General features: G+C 63.5%; 16 protein-coding genes. 8 read left to right on the top strand and 8 right to left on the bottom strand.

Annotated features, from left to right (window positions below):
• Positions 1-27: 27 nt before the first annotated feature.
• Together ABMA32_RS14660 and htpX are read right to left on the bottom strand one after the other, a co-directional pair.
• Positions 28-1413: an RsmB/NOP family class I SAM-dependent RNA methyltransferase gene (locus ABMA32_RS14660; protein ID WP_349014481.1), complete on the bottom strand. Its 1386-nt coding sequence runs from the start codon at positions 1411-1413 to the stop codon at positions 28-30.
• Complete coding sequence (htpX, locus tag ABMA32_RS14655) at positions 1413-2459, bottom strand: zinc metalloprotease HtpX (protein WP_349014480.1); 1047 nt, start codon at positions 2457-2459, stop codon at positions 1413-1415. Before htpX ends, ABMA32_RS14660 begins: the two co-directional genes overlap by 1 nt.
• Before the next feature lie 114 nt (positions 2460-2573).
• Here htpX and ABMA32_RS14650 point away from each other — a divergent pair, with 114 nt between their 5' ends.
• The 5 genes from ABMA32_RS14650 (at position 2574) to ABMA32_RS14630 (ending at position 7527) form a co-directional block, all read left to right on the top strand.
• Positions 2574-2786, top strand: a complete 213-nt coding sequence (locus tag ABMA32_RS14650) for a DUF1674 domain-containing protein (protein ID WP_349014479.1) — start codon at positions 2574-2576, stop codon at positions 2784-2786.
• 114 nt (positions 2787-2900) lie between these two features.
• Positions 2901-3770 carry a transglutaminase-like domain-containing protein gene (locus ABMA32_RS14645; protein WP_349014478.1) on the top strand — a complete coding sequence of 290 codons (870 nt, stop codon included), beginning with the start codon at positions 2901-2903 and terminating at the stop codon, positions 3768-3770.
• A 62-nt stretch (positions 3771-3832) separates the two neighbouring features.
• The gene (locus tag ABMA32_RS14640; protein ID WP_349014477.1) at positions 3833-4267 is read left to right on the top strand and encodes a thermonuclease family protein; all 435 of its coding nucleotides are present in this window, start codon (positions 3833-3835) and stop codon (positions 4265-4267) included.
• Positions 4268-4521: 254 nt separating this feature from the next.
• Positions 4522-5904, top strand: coding sequence for a TadE/TadG family type IV pilus assembly protein (locus tag ABMA32_RS14635; protein WP_349014476.1), 1383 nt, complete (start codon positions 4522-4524; stop codon positions 5902-5904).
• 345 nt (positions 5905-6249) lie between these two features.
• On the top strand, positions 6250-7527 hold the full coding sequence (locus ABMA32_RS14630) for a class I SAM-dependent methyltransferase (RefSeq protein ID WP_349014475.1): 1278 nt from the start codon (positions 6250-6252) through the stop codon (positions 7525-7527).
• Positions 7528-7530: 3 nt separating this feature from the next.
• On the opposite strand, the gene ABMA32_RS14625 is transcribed toward ABMA32_RS14630, so the two are convergent.
• Complete coding sequence (locus ABMA32_RS14625) at positions 7531-8259, bottom strand: MOSC domain-containing protein (RefSeq protein WP_349014474.1); 729 nt, start codon at positions 8257-8259, stop codon at positions 7531-7533.
• Positions 8256-10211 (bottom strand): acetate--CoA ligase, encoded by a 1956-nt coding sequence (gene acs / locus ABMA32_RS14620; protein ID WP_349014473.1) that lies wholly within the window; start codon positions 10209-10211, stop codon positions 8256-8258. The genes ABMA32_RS14625 and acs overlap by 4 nt, the downstream gene beginning before the upstream one ends.
• A gap of 331 nt (positions 10212-10542) precedes the next feature.
• Here acs and ABMA32_RS14615 point away from each other — a divergent pair, with 331 nt between their 5' ends.
• The gene (locus ABMA32_RS14615; RefSeq protein WP_349014472.1) at positions 10543-10815 is read left to right on the top strand and encodes an usg protein; all 273 of its coding nucleotides are present in this window, start codon (positions 10543-10545) and stop codon (positions 10813-10815) included.
• A 36-nt stretch (positions 10816-10851) separates the two neighbouring features.
• On the opposite strand, the gene ABMA32_RS14610 is transcribed toward ABMA32_RS14615, so the two are convergent.
• Both ABMA32_RS14610 and ABMA32_RS14605 read right to left on the bottom strand, forming a co-directional pair.
• A complete protein-coding gene (locus ABMA32_RS14610; protein WP_349014471.1) occupies positions 10852-11901 on the bottom strand; it encodes an aldo/keto reductase in 1050 nt (349 codons plus the stop codon).
• A gap of 130 nt (positions 11902-12031) precedes the next feature.
• Positions 12032-12694, bottom strand: coding sequence for a YggS family pyridoxal phosphate-dependent enzyme (locus ABMA32_RS14605; protein WP_349014470.1), 663 nt, complete (start codon positions 12692-12694; stop codon positions 12032-12034).
• A 144-nt stretch (positions 12695-12838) separates the two neighbouring features.
• Here ABMA32_RS14605 and leuS point away from each other — a divergent pair, with 144 nt between their 5' ends.
• Together leuS and lptE are read left to right on the top strand one after the other, a co-directional pair.
• Complete coding sequence (leuS, locus tag ABMA32_RS14600) at positions 12839-15472, top strand: leucine--tRNA ligase (protein ID WP_349014469.1); 2634 nt, start codon at positions 12839-12841, stop codon at positions 15470-15472.
• Positions 15459-16028, top strand: coding sequence for an LPS assembly lipoprotein LptE (gene lptE, locus ABMA32_RS14595; RefSeq protein WP_349014468.1), 570 nt, complete (start codon positions 15459-15461; stop codon positions 16026-16028). Before leuS ends, lptE begins: the two co-directional genes overlap by 14 nt.
• Before the next feature lie 6 nt (positions 16029-16034).
• Here the strand turns inward: lptE and ABMA32_RS14590 are convergent, their stop codons facing one another.
• Positions 16035-16841, bottom strand: coding sequence for a 2-keto-4-pentenoate hydratase (locus tag ABMA32_RS14590; protein WP_349014467.1), 807 nt, complete (start codon positions 16839-16841; stop codon positions 16035-16037).
• A 6-nt stretch (positions 16842-16847) separates the two neighbouring features.
• The gene (gene fsa / locus ABMA32_RS14585) at positions 16848-17504 is read right to left on the bottom strand and encodes a fructose-6-phosphate aldolase (protein ID WP_349014466.1); all 657 of its coding nucleotides are present in this window, start codon (positions 17502-17504) and stop codon (positions 16848-16850) included.
• Positions 17505-17510 lie beyond the last annotated feature (6 nt).

The following is a 17510-nucleotide window of genomic DNA, read 5'->3' as shown; positions in this document are numbered from 1 at the left end:
TGGTTTTTGGGCAATCCGGACGGGCAATCAGTCTTTTCGGCGAAAACGGGCAGCGAAGAAACCATCCAAGCCGGAAATGCCAGGGGAGCCAAGCGTCATGCCGGCCGGCGTGGTCCGTAGGGTTCCTTGGGAAGTCAGGAATTCGTCGGCGCCAGCGATCTCGCCCGGCTGGATCGGGTCCGCCTCAACATCGGCCGAGGCGGAAAAGGTGCGACAGATATCCTCGCCCTCGGCGGGATCGAGCGAACAATTCGAAAAAACGATGCGCCCGCCCGGCTTCACCAGTTTGGCGGCGGCGGCGAGCATCTTCGCCTGCAAGGCTGCCAGCTTCTCGATGTCGGCAGGAGATTTCGTCCACGGCACATCAGGATGCCGGCGCACTGTCCCGGTCGAGGAGCAAGGCGCGTCGAGCAGCACGGCGTCGAACAGTTCTGTCGGCCTGAATTCGAGGAGGTCGGCCTGCAAAGTCTCGGCCGTCAGCCGCAGCCGTTCGAGGTTCCGCTGCAATCGGACAAGCCTGTTCTTCGAGGTGTCGAGCGCGGTGACATGCGCTCCCGCTAGCACCAGTTGAGCGGTCTTGCCGCCGGGTGCAGCGCAGAGGTCAGCGACGCGCTTGCCGGCGATGTCGCCGAGCAGGCGCGCGGGCAGGGCGGCGGCGGCGTCCTGCACCCACCATTCGCCCTCGGCAAATCCGGGTAGTTCTGAAACGGCGGCGTTCAACTTCTCGACGCGAACGCCGCCCGTCGGCAACACGATGCCGCCGAACCGTTCGGCCCAAAGTGCCGCGTCTGCCTTGACGCTGAAATCGACAGGCGCCTCTACGCGATGGGCAGCAAGGATCGCTACGGCCTTTTCCTCGCCATAAGCCGAGACGAGCCCCTGCACGAACCAGTCTGGTGCATCCCGCGTAGTGTCGAGCATGGGCCGCAGTTCGGCGTCCTTGCCACGCGCCAGCGAGCGGAGCACGCCGTTGACGAGCGCCGCGAAGCGGGTCGTGCGCGGGTCGGACTTGGCGTGGGTGACGGCGAGGTCGACCGCAGCGCTGTCCGGCACATCGAGAAACAGGATCTGTGCTGCGGCAACATGCAGGATGTGCGTCAGCGTGGCGGCGTTGGGTGGCAGCGGTCGTTCGAGGCGCAGCGTAAGCAGCTTGCCGATGGTGACGCGGAACCGCAGGGCGGTGGTTAGAATAGCACGCACCAGCGCCCGGTCGCGTGGCTCAAGCGCCAGATAGTGCGGATGGCCGTTGTCGTTGTCGGTCAACCCGTCGAGGGGTGTCTTCGCATCGATGACGATGGCAAGCAGCTTGGCTGCCGTCATGCGTGCAGCAAGGCCGGGAACGTTCCTGTTCCCGGCCTCAGCGTCTTGCTTTGGTTTCGTGGGTCGCGCCTTCCGCCCGGCTTGGCGATCCATCACCAGCGGCTCTTCGGCCCGGTGGGGTTCCGCCCCCACGGGTTCTGTTTCGGCTGCTCCGGCTCGGCCGGCTGCGCCGACTTTCGGGTGCCCCAGGGTCCATCGCCGGGTTCGTCATGCGAGCCTGTGCTCGGCGCTTCCGGTTCCGGCTGGGGTGCTGGAGGTGGAGCTTCCGCGCGGCGCTGCGGCCGGGCAGGTTCAAAGCCATCGTCGGCCATCTGCTGCAGCGCGCGGATGCGATTTTCCGTGTTCGGATGGGTCGAGAACAGATTGTCCATGCGCTCGCCCGACAGCGGGTTGATGATGAACAGCGATGCGGTCGCCGGGCTGCGTTCGGCGTCGGGGTTGCGGATGCGCTGCGCGGCGTTGGCGATCTTGCCGAGCGCCGAAGCCAGCCACAGGGGATGGCCGCAGATTTCCGCGCCACGCCGGTCGGCGGAATATTCGCGGGTGCGGCTGATAGCCATCTGCACGATCGCCGCCGCGATCGGCGCCACGATGACCGCGACCAGCACGCCGATGGCGCCGAGCCCATTGTTGTTGTTGCGGTTGCCGCCAAAGAACAGCGCAAAGTTGCCGAGCATCGAGATCGCGCCGGCGATGGTCGCGGTGATCGTCATCGTCAGCGTATCGCGGTTCTGGATGTGCGCGAGCTCATGCGCCATCACGCCCGCCACTTCCTCGTAAGACAGGCGCTCCAGAAGCCCGGTTGTCGCCGCCACCGCCGCGTTCTGCGGATTGCGGCCGGTGGCAAAGGCGTTGGGCTGTGGGTTGTTGATGAGGTAGACTTTCGGCATCGGCAGGTTGGCGCGCGCGGCGAGATCGCGCACGATGCCGTAATATTCCGGCGCGTTCTGCTCGTTGGTTTCGACGGCATGGTGCATCCGCAACACCATCTTGTCGGCGTTCCAGTAGCTGAAGAAGTTCATGCCAGCCGCAATGAGGAAGGCGATCAGCACGCCGCTCTGGCCGCCGATCAGATAGCCGACGCCCATGAACAGAGCAGTCAGGAAGGCCAGCAGCATGGCTGTGCGAAGGATATTCATGCCGGTCTCCGTTGGGCTGCCGAGACATTTGACGCAGCCGTGGTTCGCCAATCCTTGTTGGCGATTATATGATGGGAAAGATATGAAGTCATTTCAACGTTCCGGACCGCAATCATGACGCAAGACATCCAGCAGACGGGCGAACCCGGGAAGTCCGGTGCCAAGCCGCTGTCGCCGGCGGCGCGTCGCGCCCTTGAGGAAGCCGCCGCGCGCCGTATCGCGGCGGACACCGACGCCGCCCGACCGAAGGAAGTGGGCGGGCGCGGTGGCAAGGAACCCATCCGCTACGGCGACTGGGAAGTGAAGGGTCTCGCCTCCGACTTCTGAACCCTGAGGTCTTCTGGCGTTTTCTATCGAGAATCTGGCCGGACGCCGGAACCCTCCGGGGGTTGTGGGCGTTGTCGACCAAATTTTCCGAAATCCCTCAACGAGGTTCCCGCCATGCTCATCCGGCTCGGCTACGAAATAGCCATCGAGTGCCAGCAGCAGACGCCGATCATTTCTCTTCTTGAAATCCACGAGGAGCGACAGGCCGACATCAAGCGCCAGACGCGGGTGCTGACGTCACCATCGGTTCCCTCCTCCGTCTACAACGACCGCTATGGCAATGCGTGCCGCAGGTTCAGCGCACCGGCCGGCACCTTCCGCATTCTGTATGACGCGGTGGTAGAGGACTCGGGCGAGCCTGATGAGGTCAACACGCTGGCGAAGGAGACTCCTGTAGATGACCTGCCGCCGGACGTGCTGGGCTACCTGCTCGGAAGTCGCTATTGTGAAACCGATCACATGAGCGGGCTCGCGTGGAGCCTGTTCGGGCACATGCCGCCCGGCTGGGCGCGCGTTCAGGCGATCGTCGATTACGTGCACAACCGCTTGTCCTTCGGCTACGGCTACGCCCGCTCCACCCGCACCGCGGCGCAGGCACATGAGGAGCAGGTCGGCGTTTGCCGCGACTTCGCCCATCTTGCCATCACGCTCTGCCGCTGCATGAATATCCCGGCGCGCTATGTAAACGGCTATCTCGGCGATATCGGCGTGCCTGCCGACCCCGCGCCCATGGACTTCTCCGCGTGGATGGAGGTGTTCCTCGACGGCAAGTGGTACACCTTCGATCCGCGCCATAACAAGGCGCGCATAGGCCGCGTCGTGCTGGCGCGCGGGCGCGACGCCACCGACGTTCCCCTGCTGCACAGCTTCGGGCCGCACAACCTCAGCCTGTTCAAGGTCTGGACCTACGAGCAGGAGAGCCATCCGGCCAAACCGCCCCTCCACGGTATCGACCGTACAGTCGGCGCGCAGATCCTCGCCTAGGCGCAGTCGGCGACAACCCACGGTTTCTTGTCGAAACTTCATAATAGGATTAAATTCCTCTAATGAAGTTTCGATTTGCGATAATCGCGATATGTGTCGTCGTTGCGCTTCCCGCATTTGCCGGTTCGCGTTCGTTTCCCGGGCCCGTCGATGCGCGGGTCCTCGATGTGCTCGACGGCGACACCTTCCTCGCAGATGCGCTGGTGTGGCCCGGCCATGTGGTGCGCATCAACGTCCGCATACGGGGTATAGACGCGCCGGAGATGAAATCGCGCTGCGCGGCCGAGCACGATGCGGCGCAAAAGGCGCGCGATGCGCTGGCCGATCTTCTTCGCGACGGCGCGGTCGCCCTGTCGAACATATCAGGAGCGAAATACTACGGCCGCGTGCTTGCCGATGTCGAAACAAGCGGCGGGCAGTCTGTGGCCCCGATCATGCTTGGAGAGAGGCTGGTGCGGCCCTATGACGGCGGGCGTCGCGCGCCGTGGTGCGGATGACCCATCTCGGTACAGTCGCGCGTCCCATCCTGATACGCCTTCGTTAATGCCAATCCCCTGCCCCGTCCTTTGGGTAAACAAGCCGTTAGCGTTTTTCACGCAACACGGAAATGTTTACCGGTCATTTACCATGATCGGGCGTCATATCCTTTGTTTTCAATGGCTTGCGAGAGGCGCGCCTGCCGCCTGCCGATACGAAACAAGTTGGCCGGAATCCTGCTCTGTCTGCTTCAGTTGCGCGGATGGAGGCCTGAATGCGGTTCAACCTGATTGGAAAAGTTAACGAGTTCGCCCGTTCCAGGTCAGGCAGCTTTGCCATCCTGACGGCGATGGTGGCGGCGGTTCTGGCGCTGTCGGCGGGTTTCGCCGTCAATCTCGCCCAGCTCTACAATGTGCGATCGGCGCTCAGGAGTTCGCTCGATTCTGCGGTCACCTCGACGGCGCGCGACATCACGACCGGCGTCATCGACGTGAAGGATGCCCGCGAGTGGGTCGAGCGCTTCCTGATCGTCAATGGCGAACCGACCATCATGGACGGCGAGCGCATCGTGCTGAACACGCTCGTCGTGGACAAGCTTCTCGGCACGCTGGAGGCGACGGCCTATGTCGATGTCGCAATCTATTTCCCGCTCTTCGGCTCCAACAAGGAACGCCGCGTCAGCGCCCAGTCGTCCTCGCTCTATTCCGACAAGAAGATCGAGGTCGCGATGATGCTCGACGTGACGGACTCGATGGGTGGTCAGAAGATCAAGGACTTGAAGACGGCCGCCAGCAACGCTGTCGATGCGCTGACGAAGAACCAGAAGATGGACAATCCGCGCGTGCGCATCGCGCTTGTGCCTTACTCCGATGGCGTCAATGTGGGCGCGCTTGCCAAGGACGTAGTCTTTGTCGAAAAGTCCGGCGGTTGGGATCTGCCGCCGCCGGTTGATGCAACCAAGGCGGAGATAAGCAACAATACCGGCACTGCCTCCGACAATTGCGCCACCGAGCGAAAGACTGTCGATCTCAAGGCCGATTTCACCGATGACGCGCCAGACTCCATCCGCACGCGCAAGATCAGCGGCAAGTCCCGCGATTATCCCGCCAAGGTCAACCGCGACGATCGACTGAACGCCTGCGCCAAGGCGGTGCTGAAGCCCCTCAGCGCCGACGCCGATGCACTGAAGAAGCAGATCAACGACTTCTCGGTTGCCGGTTACACGGCTGGCGCGACGGGCATTCAGTGGACCAACTATATGCTGTCCGAGAAGTGGGCGCCCGCAATCAAGAATGCCGGGCTCGGAGACGGCCCGGCGAAGGCCGATCCCAAGAAGATCGCCAAGATCGCAATCCTGATGACCGACGGCGAGTTCAACACAGCGCACGCAGATGTCACCGGCAATGTTCGCTCCCAGGGAACGAAGTCGCGCTCCTATGCCGAGTCGCTCTGCGAGACCATGAAGAAGAACGGCATCGAGGTCTTCACCATCGGCTTCAAGCTCACCAACAACGACGCCAAGGGCGTAATGAAGAAATGCGCCTCACCGGATACCGGCGCATTCAAGCGCTACTACGAGACCTCTTCGGGTGACGAGCTCAACGAGGCGTTCCTGACGATCGCCCGCAACATCGAGGCGCTTGTCCTCACAAACTGACACATTCTTGCAGCGCGAACCGTCCAGGCAACACAGACGTCCGCGCATAAAGCAAGGGCCGCCTCGCGAGAGGCGGCCCCGTGCTTTCGTCCGTGGCGCGGCTCGTGGCCGTAGCTAGGCTACCGGCCGCGCATCATGCCGCTGTCAGGAAGGCTGCTTCCCGAAAGAGCAATCCGCACGAGCCACGCTCTGGAAACCGAAACCACTCGACATCGGATCACCTCCTTTCGTTTCGTTGAACACGATACATAGAATGGGGTGTCGGCGAACGAATGACAATGGGGAAAAGTCGCGTTACATGTCGCGCGCAGCCAACACCAGCGGCATAGCGACAGGATAAATGCGATGAACAGCGCGGACAGGGCGGCCCGGCTTATCCGGACCATCGTCGGGGAATTGCAGCCGGGCTTCGCGGTGCGCCTGTGGAACGGCGAGCGCATCGATCCGCCCGGCGCCTCGTCCAGTGGCCTGACGCTGCTCATCAACGACAGCGGCATCGTCGGCCGTGTGCTGCGACATCCCAATGTCGATACACTGGTCGCGCTCTGGGTCTCCAAGGCTGTCGACATCGAGGGCGGTACGCTGTTCGACCTGATCGAGCAGCGCCAGATGAACAGCCTGAAGGTCAAGTTGCGCGCCATGTCCAAGGGCAGGCTCCTGCGCGATGCTCCCTTCCTGTTCTTTGCGCGCGGCAAGGAAAGCCAGGGCATCCACGATCTCGCCGGGCGCGTGGCGAGCGGCTCCGACAAGCAGGCGATCACCCACCACTACGATATCTCGAACGCGTTCTATCAACTCTTCCTCGACAAGCGCATGCTCTACAGCTGCGGCTACTTCACGGACTTCTCCAACGACATCGACCAGGCGCAGATCGACAAGCTCGACCACATCTGCCGCAAGCTCAGGCTGACGCCCGGCGAGACGATGCTCGACATCGGTTCCGGCTGGGGTGCGCTGCTCATCCATGCCGCCAAGAATTATGGCGTCCTCGGACGCGGTGTGTCGCTGTCCGAGGCGCAGACCGAAATCGCCCGCCAACGCATCCGCGCCGAGGGGCTGGAGGACAGGATCACGATCGAGGTCAAGTCCTATACGGAACTGACCGGAACGTTCGACAAGATCTCGTCGATCGGCATGTTCGAGCATGTAGGCTTCGCCCACCACGACGAATATTTCCATGCCGTGAATCGCTTGCTGAAACCCGGTGGGGTCTATCTGCACCACGCCATCACACGGCGCATGAAGCGCGATATGAAGACGTTCCACCGCAAGGGGCCGGGGTACCGTGCAATCCTCAAATACATCTTCCCCGGCGCCGAGCTCGACGCGATCGGGCTGACCGCGAACAATCTGGAATCGCATGGCTTCGAGGTTCACGACATCGAAAACCTGCGCGAACATTATGCGCAGACCTGCCGTCTCTGGGCCGAGCGGCTGCAGGCGCGCTTCGATGAAGCCATCGCGGAAGTCGGTGAGCCGAAGGCACGGCTTTGGCTGCTTTATCTGGTCGGCTGCTCGCTTGGCTTCGACGGCGGCTCGATCATGATCTACCAAACCGTCGCGACACGCCGGACCAAGGGCCGCAGCGGCCTGCCGCCTACGCGCGCCGATCTGTATCGCTAGCGCTCAGTCGAGGAACCGCATGGCGTCGGCCGGCCGCACGGTGCCGGGCCGTGTCACTTCGCAATAGACGCCGAGGTTGTGCCGGTTCTTGCGCACCAGCGTGCGCAGGATGTCTGCATCGAACTCGAAGCCGTCCTGTCCAATGATCGTGAAGCCGCAGCGGCGGCAGGGGTCGGTGATCTCGAGCTCGACCTCGCCGATGGCGATCCTGCGGCCGAGCCAGTCCGTCTCGGGGAAGTGCCCCGGCACACGCGGCATGTCGACGACGATATTGGGGCGAAAGCGGCGCGGGTCCGGATCGCCACCCGGATGCTGCGCCTTCAGTTCAGCCAGCGACGCCGTTGTCAGCAGATGGATGGGCGCTTTTTTATAGCGCGGCGCCTCAAGGGTGGTGCCTTCCTCGAAACGGCGGATCGCCGCATCGAAACCAAGGAAGGAACTCGCCGCCTTGTCTGCCGCGTCGCTCGGAGCTGGCAGCCAGTTGCCGCCGGGAACTTTTATCTCCAGCGCGCCGCCGTCGAGCCGTGCCGCGATCCGGGGAACAGGATGCCACTTCCTGTCCGAATCCGGCTTGGCGATCACGCCCGTTGCCGCGTCCACGATACCGAACAGCCGGTCGCCCTCGACGCCGTCGGTGCGAAGCGGGGCCGCGTCGAGACGCTCCCCGCCCAGCGAACTGGCGGGATAGCGCCAGAGGGACGCGACGCTGCCGATTTCCTCGGCCGCGCTCAAGCCTTCTTGTTCTGCCGGTTGGCGACGAGATCATCTACGACGCCCGGGTCGGACAGCGTGGAGGTGTCGCCCAGCGCGCCGAAATCGTCCTCGGCGATCTTGCGCAGGATGCGGCGCATGATCTTGCCGGAGCGCGTCTTCGGCAGGCCCGGCGCGAACTGGATCTTGTCCGGCGTGGCGATCGCGCCGATTTCCTTGCGCACATGCGCTACCAGTTCCTTGCGGAGGTCTTCCGAGCCTTCCTCGCCGGCCATCAGCGTCACATAGCAATAGATGCCCTGACCCTTGATGTCGTGCGGATAGCCCACGACCGCAGCCTCGGACACCTTGTCGTGGCTGACGAGCGCGGACTCGACCTCGGCGGTGCCCATGCGGTGGCCCGAGACGTTCAGCACGTCGTCGACGCGGCCGGTGATCCAGTAGTAGCCGTCCTTGTCGCGGCGGCAGCCGTCGCCGGTGAAGTACTTGCCCTTGTAGGTCGAGAAATAGGTCTGCACGAAACGTTCATGGTCGCCATAGACCGTGCGCATCTGCCCCGGCCAGCTGTCGGTGATGCAGAGGTTGCCGTCGGTAGCACCTTCCAGCACCTTGCCTTCGCCATCAACCAGCTGCGGCTGTACGCCGAAAAAGGGGCGCGTCGCCGAGCCGGCTTTCAGGTTGGTCGCGCCGGGCAGCGGCGAGATCAGGATGCCGCCCGTCTCGGTCTGCCACCACGTGTCGACGATCGGCACCTTGCCGTTGCCGACCACGTTGAAATACCACTCCCAGGCTTCCGGGTTGATCGGCTCGCCGACCGAGCCCAGCACCTTCAGCGACTTGCGCGAGGTCTTTGTCACGAAGTCGTTGCCGGCACCCATCAGCGCGCGCAGCGCGGTCGGGGCGGTGTAGAAGATGTTGACCTGATGCTTGTCGATGACCTCCCAGAAGCGCGACATGGACGGGTAGTTGGGCACGCCCTCGAACATCAGCGTTGTCGCGCCGTTGGCCAGCGGTCCGTAGAGGATGTAGCTGTGACCGGTCACCCAGCCGACATCGGCCGTGCACCAGTAGATGTCACCTTCGTGGTAATCGAAGACGTATTGATGCGTCATCGACGCGTAGACGAGATAGCCGCCGGTCGTGTGCAGCACGCCCTTCGGCTTGCCGGTCGAGCCGGAGGTGTAGAGGATGAACAGCGGGTCCTCCGCCTTCATCTTCTCTGGCGGACAGTTGACGTCCACTGTCAGCATCTCGTCGTGGTACCAGAGGTCGCGGCCGTTGGCCCATCCGACCTTGCCGCCGGTGCGGCGCACCACCAGCACGTTCTTGACGAGGACATGGTTCTTCGCGGCGATGTCGATCGCCTTGTCGGTGTTCTCCTTGAGCGGAATGGTGCGGCCGCCGCGCAGGCCCTCGTCGGCGGTGATGACAAAAGTGGATTCGCAATCGACGATGCGGCCGGCGAGCGAATCCGGCGAGAAGCCGCCGAACACCACCGAATGGACCGCGCCGATGCGGGCGCAGGCCAGCATCGCATACGCCGCCTCGGGGATCATCGGCATGTAGATAGTGACGCGGTCGCCTTTCCTGACGCCGTGCTTCTTCATCACATTGGCCATCCGCGCGACGCGGTCGTGCAGTTCGCGGTAGGTTATCTTCTTGTCGTCATAGGGGTTGTCACCCTCCCAGATGATCGCCGTCTGGTCGGCGCGCTTCTTAAGATGGCGGTCGATGCAGTTCCAGGCGACGTTGGTGACGCCGTCCTCGTACCACTTGATCGAAACCTTGCCCTTGAAGCTGGTGTTCTTGACCTTGGTGTAGGGCTTGAACCAGTCGATGCGCTTGCCGTGCTTGCCCCAGAACTTGTCAGGGTTGGCTATGCTGTCCTTGTACCATTTGAGGTAGGTGTCGTTGTCGATCAGCGCGCGCTTCTTCCACGCAGCCTGAACCTTGTGAACATGAACTTCGGACATCTCGTCTTCCCCTCCCGGTACGGCCGCCACGGGTCGGCGGTGGGCTCTGGCGCGCACTGGCCCCTGGATTGCGCGGGCATTTATTATCAGTTCGCGGTTGAGGGCAATATTAGACGTTCGGTCTGCGCGGCGGCTTGCCGCAGCGGCAACAAGCTCTCTGTGCCAGTGTCGTGCCGTAACGTGGCAGCACTCGGGTCGATGCGCTGCTAACGTATTGGATTCACGAGACTTTTATTCGTGAGGCATGGAAAACTCAATAGACGGGTAATGAAATTTGCATGACACTCTGTCCTTGGGAGGAGACGATTCTTGTCGGAGCAGGGGACCTGAAATGCGCAATCACGCCGAGATGGAGATGATGCTCAAGGGCTACGGCCTCACCACGGCGGAAATACTCTATCGAATGCCGGATCATCCACATGTCCTGCAGACCTACATCTGGCAGGACTACGACTTGGCGCCGAAGTTCCCGGCGCTCATCCGTTTCATCGATTTCTGGAAGGCAAAGCTCGAAGGCCCGCTGCATTCGGTGCGCTACACGCACAAGAAGCTGATCTCGCCGTCAGAATGGCGCAGCGTCTGCGGCGAGTTCGCGCTGAATTAAGGGAAGACCGGCACACCCGATGCCGGGCCGGACGTTTCATGCCTTCGGCACGAATGGCCCCGGCACGCGGCCCGCTCCCTGCCTCTCGACCATCCAGCCCGGATATTCGGAAGGCAGCGCGCTGGCTTCGTCCAGCTTGGCGATGTCTTCCGCATCGAGCTTCAGGTCTACCGCTGCGAGGTTCTGTTCGAGCTGGTCCATGCGGCTCGCGCCGATGATGATGCTCATCACAAACGGCTTCGCCAGCACATAACCCAGCGCCACCGTAGCGACGCTGACATTGTGCTTCTCGGCGATCCTGCGCATCTCCGCCACCGCCGCCCAAGCGCGGTCCTCGTTGACAGGCGGGAAGTTGAAGTTGGCGCGGCGACCCTCGCCGTTGCCCGGCGCGCCGGGACCGTATTTGCCTGACAGCAGTCCGCCCGCCATCGGCGACCAGACCATCAGGCCGAGTTTCTCCTCGTTGATCAGCGGCACGATCTCGCGTTCGAGGTCGCGCCCGGCGATGGAGTAGTAGGACTGTATCGTCTCGAAGCGGGCGTAGCCCTTGCGCTCCGAAATGCCGAGCGCCTTGGCGATGCGCCAGGCTTGCCAATTGGAGACGCCAACATAGCGCACCTTGCCGCTGGCGACGAGATCGTCCAGCGCGCGCAGCGTTTCGTCGATCGGCGTCACCGTGTCGGTGCCGTGCAACTGGTAGAGGTCGATGTGGCTCGTCTGAAGGCGCTTCAGGCTGCCCTCCACGGAATCCATGATGTGGCCGCGTGAGGAGCCGCGCTGGTTGGGGCCGTCGCCCATGGCGCCATGCACCTTGGTGGCGATGACGACGCTCTCGCGGTTGAGGCCGAGATTGCGGATCGACTGGCCGAGCAGTTCCTCCGACTTGCCGATGGAATAGACGTCTGCCGTGTCGAAGAAGTTCACGCCTGCCGCTACCGAGCGTCCGACGATCTCATCGACACCCTTCTGGTCGAGGCTGGCGATGTTGCCCCACAACCCGTTCTCGCCGGGAGGTCCGAAGGTCATCGTTCCGAGACAGAGTTCGGAGACGAACAGACCGGTGTTGCCAAGCTGTTTGTAGCGCATGGGGTAGGCTCCATGTTGGGCCTCGCGCGTCGGGAGGGGCGCTGCGGCGAAAGGGAGAGAGAACCTCGAAACAGATAGGGTGCCGCAACAGTGCTGCCAATGCCGTGCGAGGAATTGGAGCGACCCGGGCCTATCGCGTCCCGAGAATCGCGCTGCCCACGCGCACGCTGGTTGCGCCGAAAGCTACCGCCGTTTCGTAGTCGCCCGACATGCCCATTGACAGCTTTTCGACGCTGGCTTCCTTCGCCAGTTTGGCCAGCAGCGCGAAGTGCGGACCGGGGTTCTCATCCGCTGGCGGAATGCACATCAGGCCTTCGATGGCGAGGCCGTGGGTATCGCGGCAACGTTTCACGAACGCCACGGCTTCGGTCGGCTCGATGCCGGCCTTCTGCGGCTCCGAACCGGTGTTGACCTGCACGTAAAGCCTCGGCGCCTTGCCCTGCTTCGCGATTTCCCTGGCGAGTTCCGCTGCGATCTTCTCGCGATCGACCGTCTCGATCACGTCGAACAGGGCCACTGCCTCTTTGGCCTTGTTGGATTGCAGCGGGCCGATCAGGTGCAACTCGATATCGGGGAATTCAGCCTTCAGTGCGGGCCATTTGCCTTGCGCCTCCTGCACGCGGTTCTCGCCGAAGACGCGCTGTCCCGCCTCGATGACAGGACGGATATCCGCTGCATCGAAGGTTTTCGACACCGCGACCAGCGTTGCCGAACCTGCCGGCCGCTTCGCCTCGCGCTCCGCTGTCGCGATCCTGTCCCGCACCTCGCCCAGCCGTTCGACCGCGCTGCTCATGCCTGATTCCGCTCCGTTTCGGGCAGCCCAGCCGCCCGCGCAGTTGACGCTTCGGGCAAACCATGGTGAAGGTCCGCCCGAATTTTCCATGATCTGCCGGACGCACCCGGCGGATAGCTTGCTCTTTTAAGTGAAATACCGGTCATGGCAACCGAACGATACAACGCCCGAGCGTCCGAACCGAAGTGGCAGAAGGCCTGGGACGCCGCCAAGCTCTTCGAGACGAAGAACGACGATTCCCGGCCGAAATACTACGTGCTCGAGATGTTCCCCTATCCGTCCGGGCGCATCCACATGGGCCACGTCCGCAACTACACGATGGGCGACGTTGTCGCGCGCCACCGCCGCGCGCTTGGCTACAACGTGCTGCATCCCATGGGCTGGGACGCGTTCGGCCTGCCGGCCGAGAACGCAGCACGCGACCGTGGCGTCAACCCGCGATCGTGGACCTACCAGAACATCGAGGCGATGAAGGCGCAGCTCAAGGTGATGGGCCTGTCGCTCGACTGGGCGCGCGAGATCGCCACCTGCGATCCGTCCTATTACAAGCACCAGCAGAAGATGTTCCTCGACTTCTGGAAGGCAGGCCTCGTCGAGCGCCGTTCGGCCAAGGTCAACTGGGATCCCGAGGACATGACCGTGCTTGCCAACGAGCAGGTCATCGACGGGCGCGGCTGGCGCTCCGGCGCGCTCGTCGAACAGCGCGACCTGACGCAGTGGTTCTTCAAGATCACGTCGATGTCGCAGGATCTGCTGGACAGCCTCGATACGCTCGACAAATGGCCCGAGAAGGTCAAGCTGATGCAGGCCAACTGGATCGGCCGCTCGGAAGGCCTGTTGCTGCGCTGGAAGCTCGACGCGGCGACCGCGCCCTCAGGCGAGACGGAACTGGAGGTCTACACGACCCGTCCGGACACGATCTTCGGCGCGTCCTTCATGGCGATCGCGGCCGATCATCCGCTGGCGAAGAAGGCAGCGGAAGACAATCCGAAGCTCGCTTCCTTCATCAAGGACATCAGCCATCGCGGCACCGCCGCCGCCGATCTGGAGACCGCCGAGAAGCAGGGCTTCGACACCGGCATCCGCGTCGTGCATCCCTTCGATCCAGCGTGGACGCTGCCAGTCTACGTGGCGAACTTCGTCTTGATGGAATACGGCACGGGCGCGATCTTCGGCTGCCCAGCGCATGACCAGCGCGACCTCGACTTCGCCAACAAGTATGGCCTGCCGGTCACGCCGGTCGTCATGCCCGAAGGCGCGGACGCCGCGACCTTCCGCATTCTCGAAGAGGCCTATGTCGATGATGGTGCGATGATCAATTCGCGCTTCCTCGATGGCATGAAGCCGAAGGACGCCTTCGACGCGGTCGCCGAGCGCCTGTCGGGCGACGTGCTCAACGGCCGCCCGCAGGGCGAACGCAAGGTGCAGTTCCGTCTGCGCGACTGGCTGATCTCGCGCCAGCGCTACTGGGGCTGCCCGATCCCGGTCATCCACTGCGATTCCTGCGGCGCGGTGCCAGTGCCTGCCTCCGCCCTGCCGATCGAGCTGCCGACCGACGTCACCTTCGACCGGCCAGGCAATCCTCTCGATCATCATCCGACATGGAAGCATGTCGAATGCCCGCAATGTGGCAAGGACGCGCGTCGCGATACCGACACGATGGACACGTTCGTCGATTCGTCCTGGTATTTCGCCCGCTTTACCGATCCGTGGAACGAGACGGCCCCCACCACGCTGTCGGCTGTCGACGGTCCGAAGGGCTGGCTGCCGGTGAACCAGTATATCGGCGGCATCGAGCACGCGATCCTCCACCTGCTCTATTCGCGCTTCTATGCCCGCGCCATGAAGGCGACCGGCCACCTCAACACGGTCGCGGAGCCGTTCGAGGGCCTGTTCACGCAGGGCATGGTCGTGCACGAAACCTACAAGGGGCCGGACGGCTGGGTCACGCCCGCCGAGATCAAGGTCGAGGAGTTCGACGGTTCGCGCAAGGCGTTCCTGCTGACGGACGGCACGCCGATCGAGATCGGCGCGATCGAGAAGATGTCGAAGTCGAAGAAGAACGTGGTCGACCCCGACGATATCATCGGCTCTTACGGCGCCGACACCGCCCGCTGGTTCATGCTTTCCGATTCGCCGCCCGAGCGCGACGTGATCTGGACCGAGGCCGGCGTCGAGGGCGCGCACCGTTTCGTGCAGCGCCTGTGGCGGCTTGTTTCAGAGGCAGCGCCGGGTCTGACCGGTGTCGCGCCCGCGGCCGCGCATGACGGCGAGGCGGCGGCTCTCTCCAAGGCCGCGCACAAAATCGTGAAGTCGGTCGGCGAGGAAATCGAGAAGCTCGGCTTCAACAAGGCCGTCGCCCGCATCTACGAACTCGCCAACGCGCTGCAGGGGCCGGTTTCGGACATCGCCGCCGGCAAGGCATCGGCCGAGCTGAAGGCGGCGACGCGCGAGGCGCTGGACATGCTGGTCGGCCTGATCGCACCGATGATGCCGCATCTGGCCGAGGAGTGCCACGCCGAGCTCGGCGGTGCCGGGCTGGTCGCCGACAAGCCGTGGCCAGCCTATGACCCCGCGCTGACTGTGGACAGCGAGATCGTCATGCCTGTTCAGATAAACGGCAAGAAGCGGGGGGATTTGACAATCGCCCGCGACGCAGATCAATCTGCCGTAGAGAAAGCCGCGCTCGCGCTCGATGTCGTGCAGAAGGCTCTCGAGGGGAAAACGCCGCGCAAGGTCATCGTCGTGCCGCAGAGGATCGTGAATGTCGTCGTCTGAACGGTCCCTGCCGAAAGCCCGGCTGCGCGCGGCAGCACTTTTCGCCGTTCTGGCCCTGCCTTTTCTGGCCGCCTGCACGGTGCAGCCGCTCTATTCCAATCCCGATTCGGGCAAGCCGCAGGGGGCCGTCACCGCCGACCTGTCGTTGATCGCGATCAAGCCGGTCGATGATCGCGCGGCGCAGCAGCTGCGCAACCAACTGATCTTCCTGTTTGGGCGCGGCGCTGGTCAGCCTGCCACACCCGCCTATACGCTGACGCTGAACGTCATCACGGTCCACCAGACCGGCGCGGTCGTCCAGATCGGCGAGGACAACGAGCCGACCGCGGGCACGGTCACCATGACCGCCAACTATTCGCTGACCGCTGCTGGCAGCGCAGAGGTCGTCACCACCGGCCGTAGGCGGATCACCTCGCAATATGACGTGCCGCGACAGGAATTCGCGGCCTATCGCGCGCGCCTCAACGCCGAGGACCGCGCCGCCCGCGAACTCGCCGAACTGCTCAACATCGTGATTGCGCAGGAACTGTCGAAGCGTCCGACTTCGCTGAAGTAGCCGGCTTCAGGCGATCCGGACGACCAGCCCCGGCAGGTCGACGCCCGCGATTTCAGTCGACCATTTTTCGCCCGGCAGCACCGGAAAGGCACGAGTCAGCGTTCCGGTCGTGACGATCTCGCCTGCTCTCATTGGCGGGTTGAGCCGATCCTTCTCAAGCACGGCGACCAGATGCGCCAACGCATGGATCGGCCCATCCAGCACGTTCGCGCCCACGCCCGTGTCGATGACGGTCCCGTCGTGGCTCAACCGGATTGTCAGGCTGGACAAGTCGGCTGCGAGCGTCCTGCGCTCCCTGTCTGACAGAATCCGCCTCGGCCCGACGAACAGCCGCCCGTGCAAGCCGCCATCGGCGACACAGTCAGCCACGTTGAATTTCCAGCCCGGAAAGATCGATTGCACAAACTCGAATCCATGCGCGACCCAGCCTATCGAGGCCGCGATCTCCTCGACGCCCATGTCAGGCGTCAGGTCGCTGGCCAACCCCAGCACGATCTCCGGTTCGATGCGCGGCTCGGGCAATTGCGAGACGACGACCCGGTCGCCGGGCGACACGTCGCGCACGGTCGTGTCGTAGACATCGCCCCAGATCGGCTGGAAGACGCCGTATTCGTCCCAGATGGTGCGGTTGGTGAAGCCGATCTTGCGGCCAATGGGTTTTTCGCCGCGCGCGATGCGAAGCGCGCGCAGCTCGGCCGTCACGGCGTATGCGTCTGCCTCCGAAAAGGCCGCATCGCGCGTCGTGAAAGGCTGCATCTGGCTGCCGCCGTCGATCGCTTCCAGGACGGTTTTGGCGATCGCGGCGGCGTCCATAGGGGATCAGGCGATCTTCTGGCCGGTCTTCGCCCAGTCGGCGAGGAACTGCGCCAAGCCCTTGTCGGTCAGCGGATGGCTGACGAGAGCCTTCAGCGTCGCCGGCGGCGCGGTCACCACGTCGGCGCCGATCAGCGCAGCCTGCTTGACGTGGTTCACGGTGCGCACCGAGGCGGTCAGGATTTCGGTCGGGAAGTCGTAATTGTCGTAGATCTGGCGGATTTCGGCGATCAGCTCCATGCCGTCCGAACCGGTATCGTCGATGCGCCCGACGAAGGGCGAGATGAAGGTCGCGCCGGCCTTGGCCGCCAGCAATGCCTGGTTTGCCGAGAAGCACAGCGTCACGTTGACGAGGCGGTTCATGCTCGTGCGGATGGTGCGGCAGGCCTTGAGCCCGTCCAGCGTCAGCGGCACCTTGATGCAGATGTTGTCGGCGATCTTGGCCAGAACCTCGGCTTCCTTGATCATCTGGCCGTATTCGGTGGCGACGACCTCGGCCGAGACCGGGCCCTCCACGATAGAGCAGATTTCCTTGGTTACGTCGGTGATGTTGCCGCCCGATTTCAGGATCAGCGACGGGTTGGTGGTGACGCCGTCGACCAGGCCGAGGTCGTGCAGTTCGCGGATTTCCTTGATGTCAGCGGTATCGACGAAGAACTTCATGGGCGT

It is taken from the genome of Mesorhizobium quangtriensis, from assembly GCF_040081925.1.
Lineage (GTDB): Bacteria > Pseudomonadota > Alphaproteobacteria > Rhizobiales > Rhizobiaceae > Mesorhizobium_K > Mesorhizobium_K quangtriensis.
This window is presented reverse-complemented; position numbering and strand designations above follow the sequence as displayed.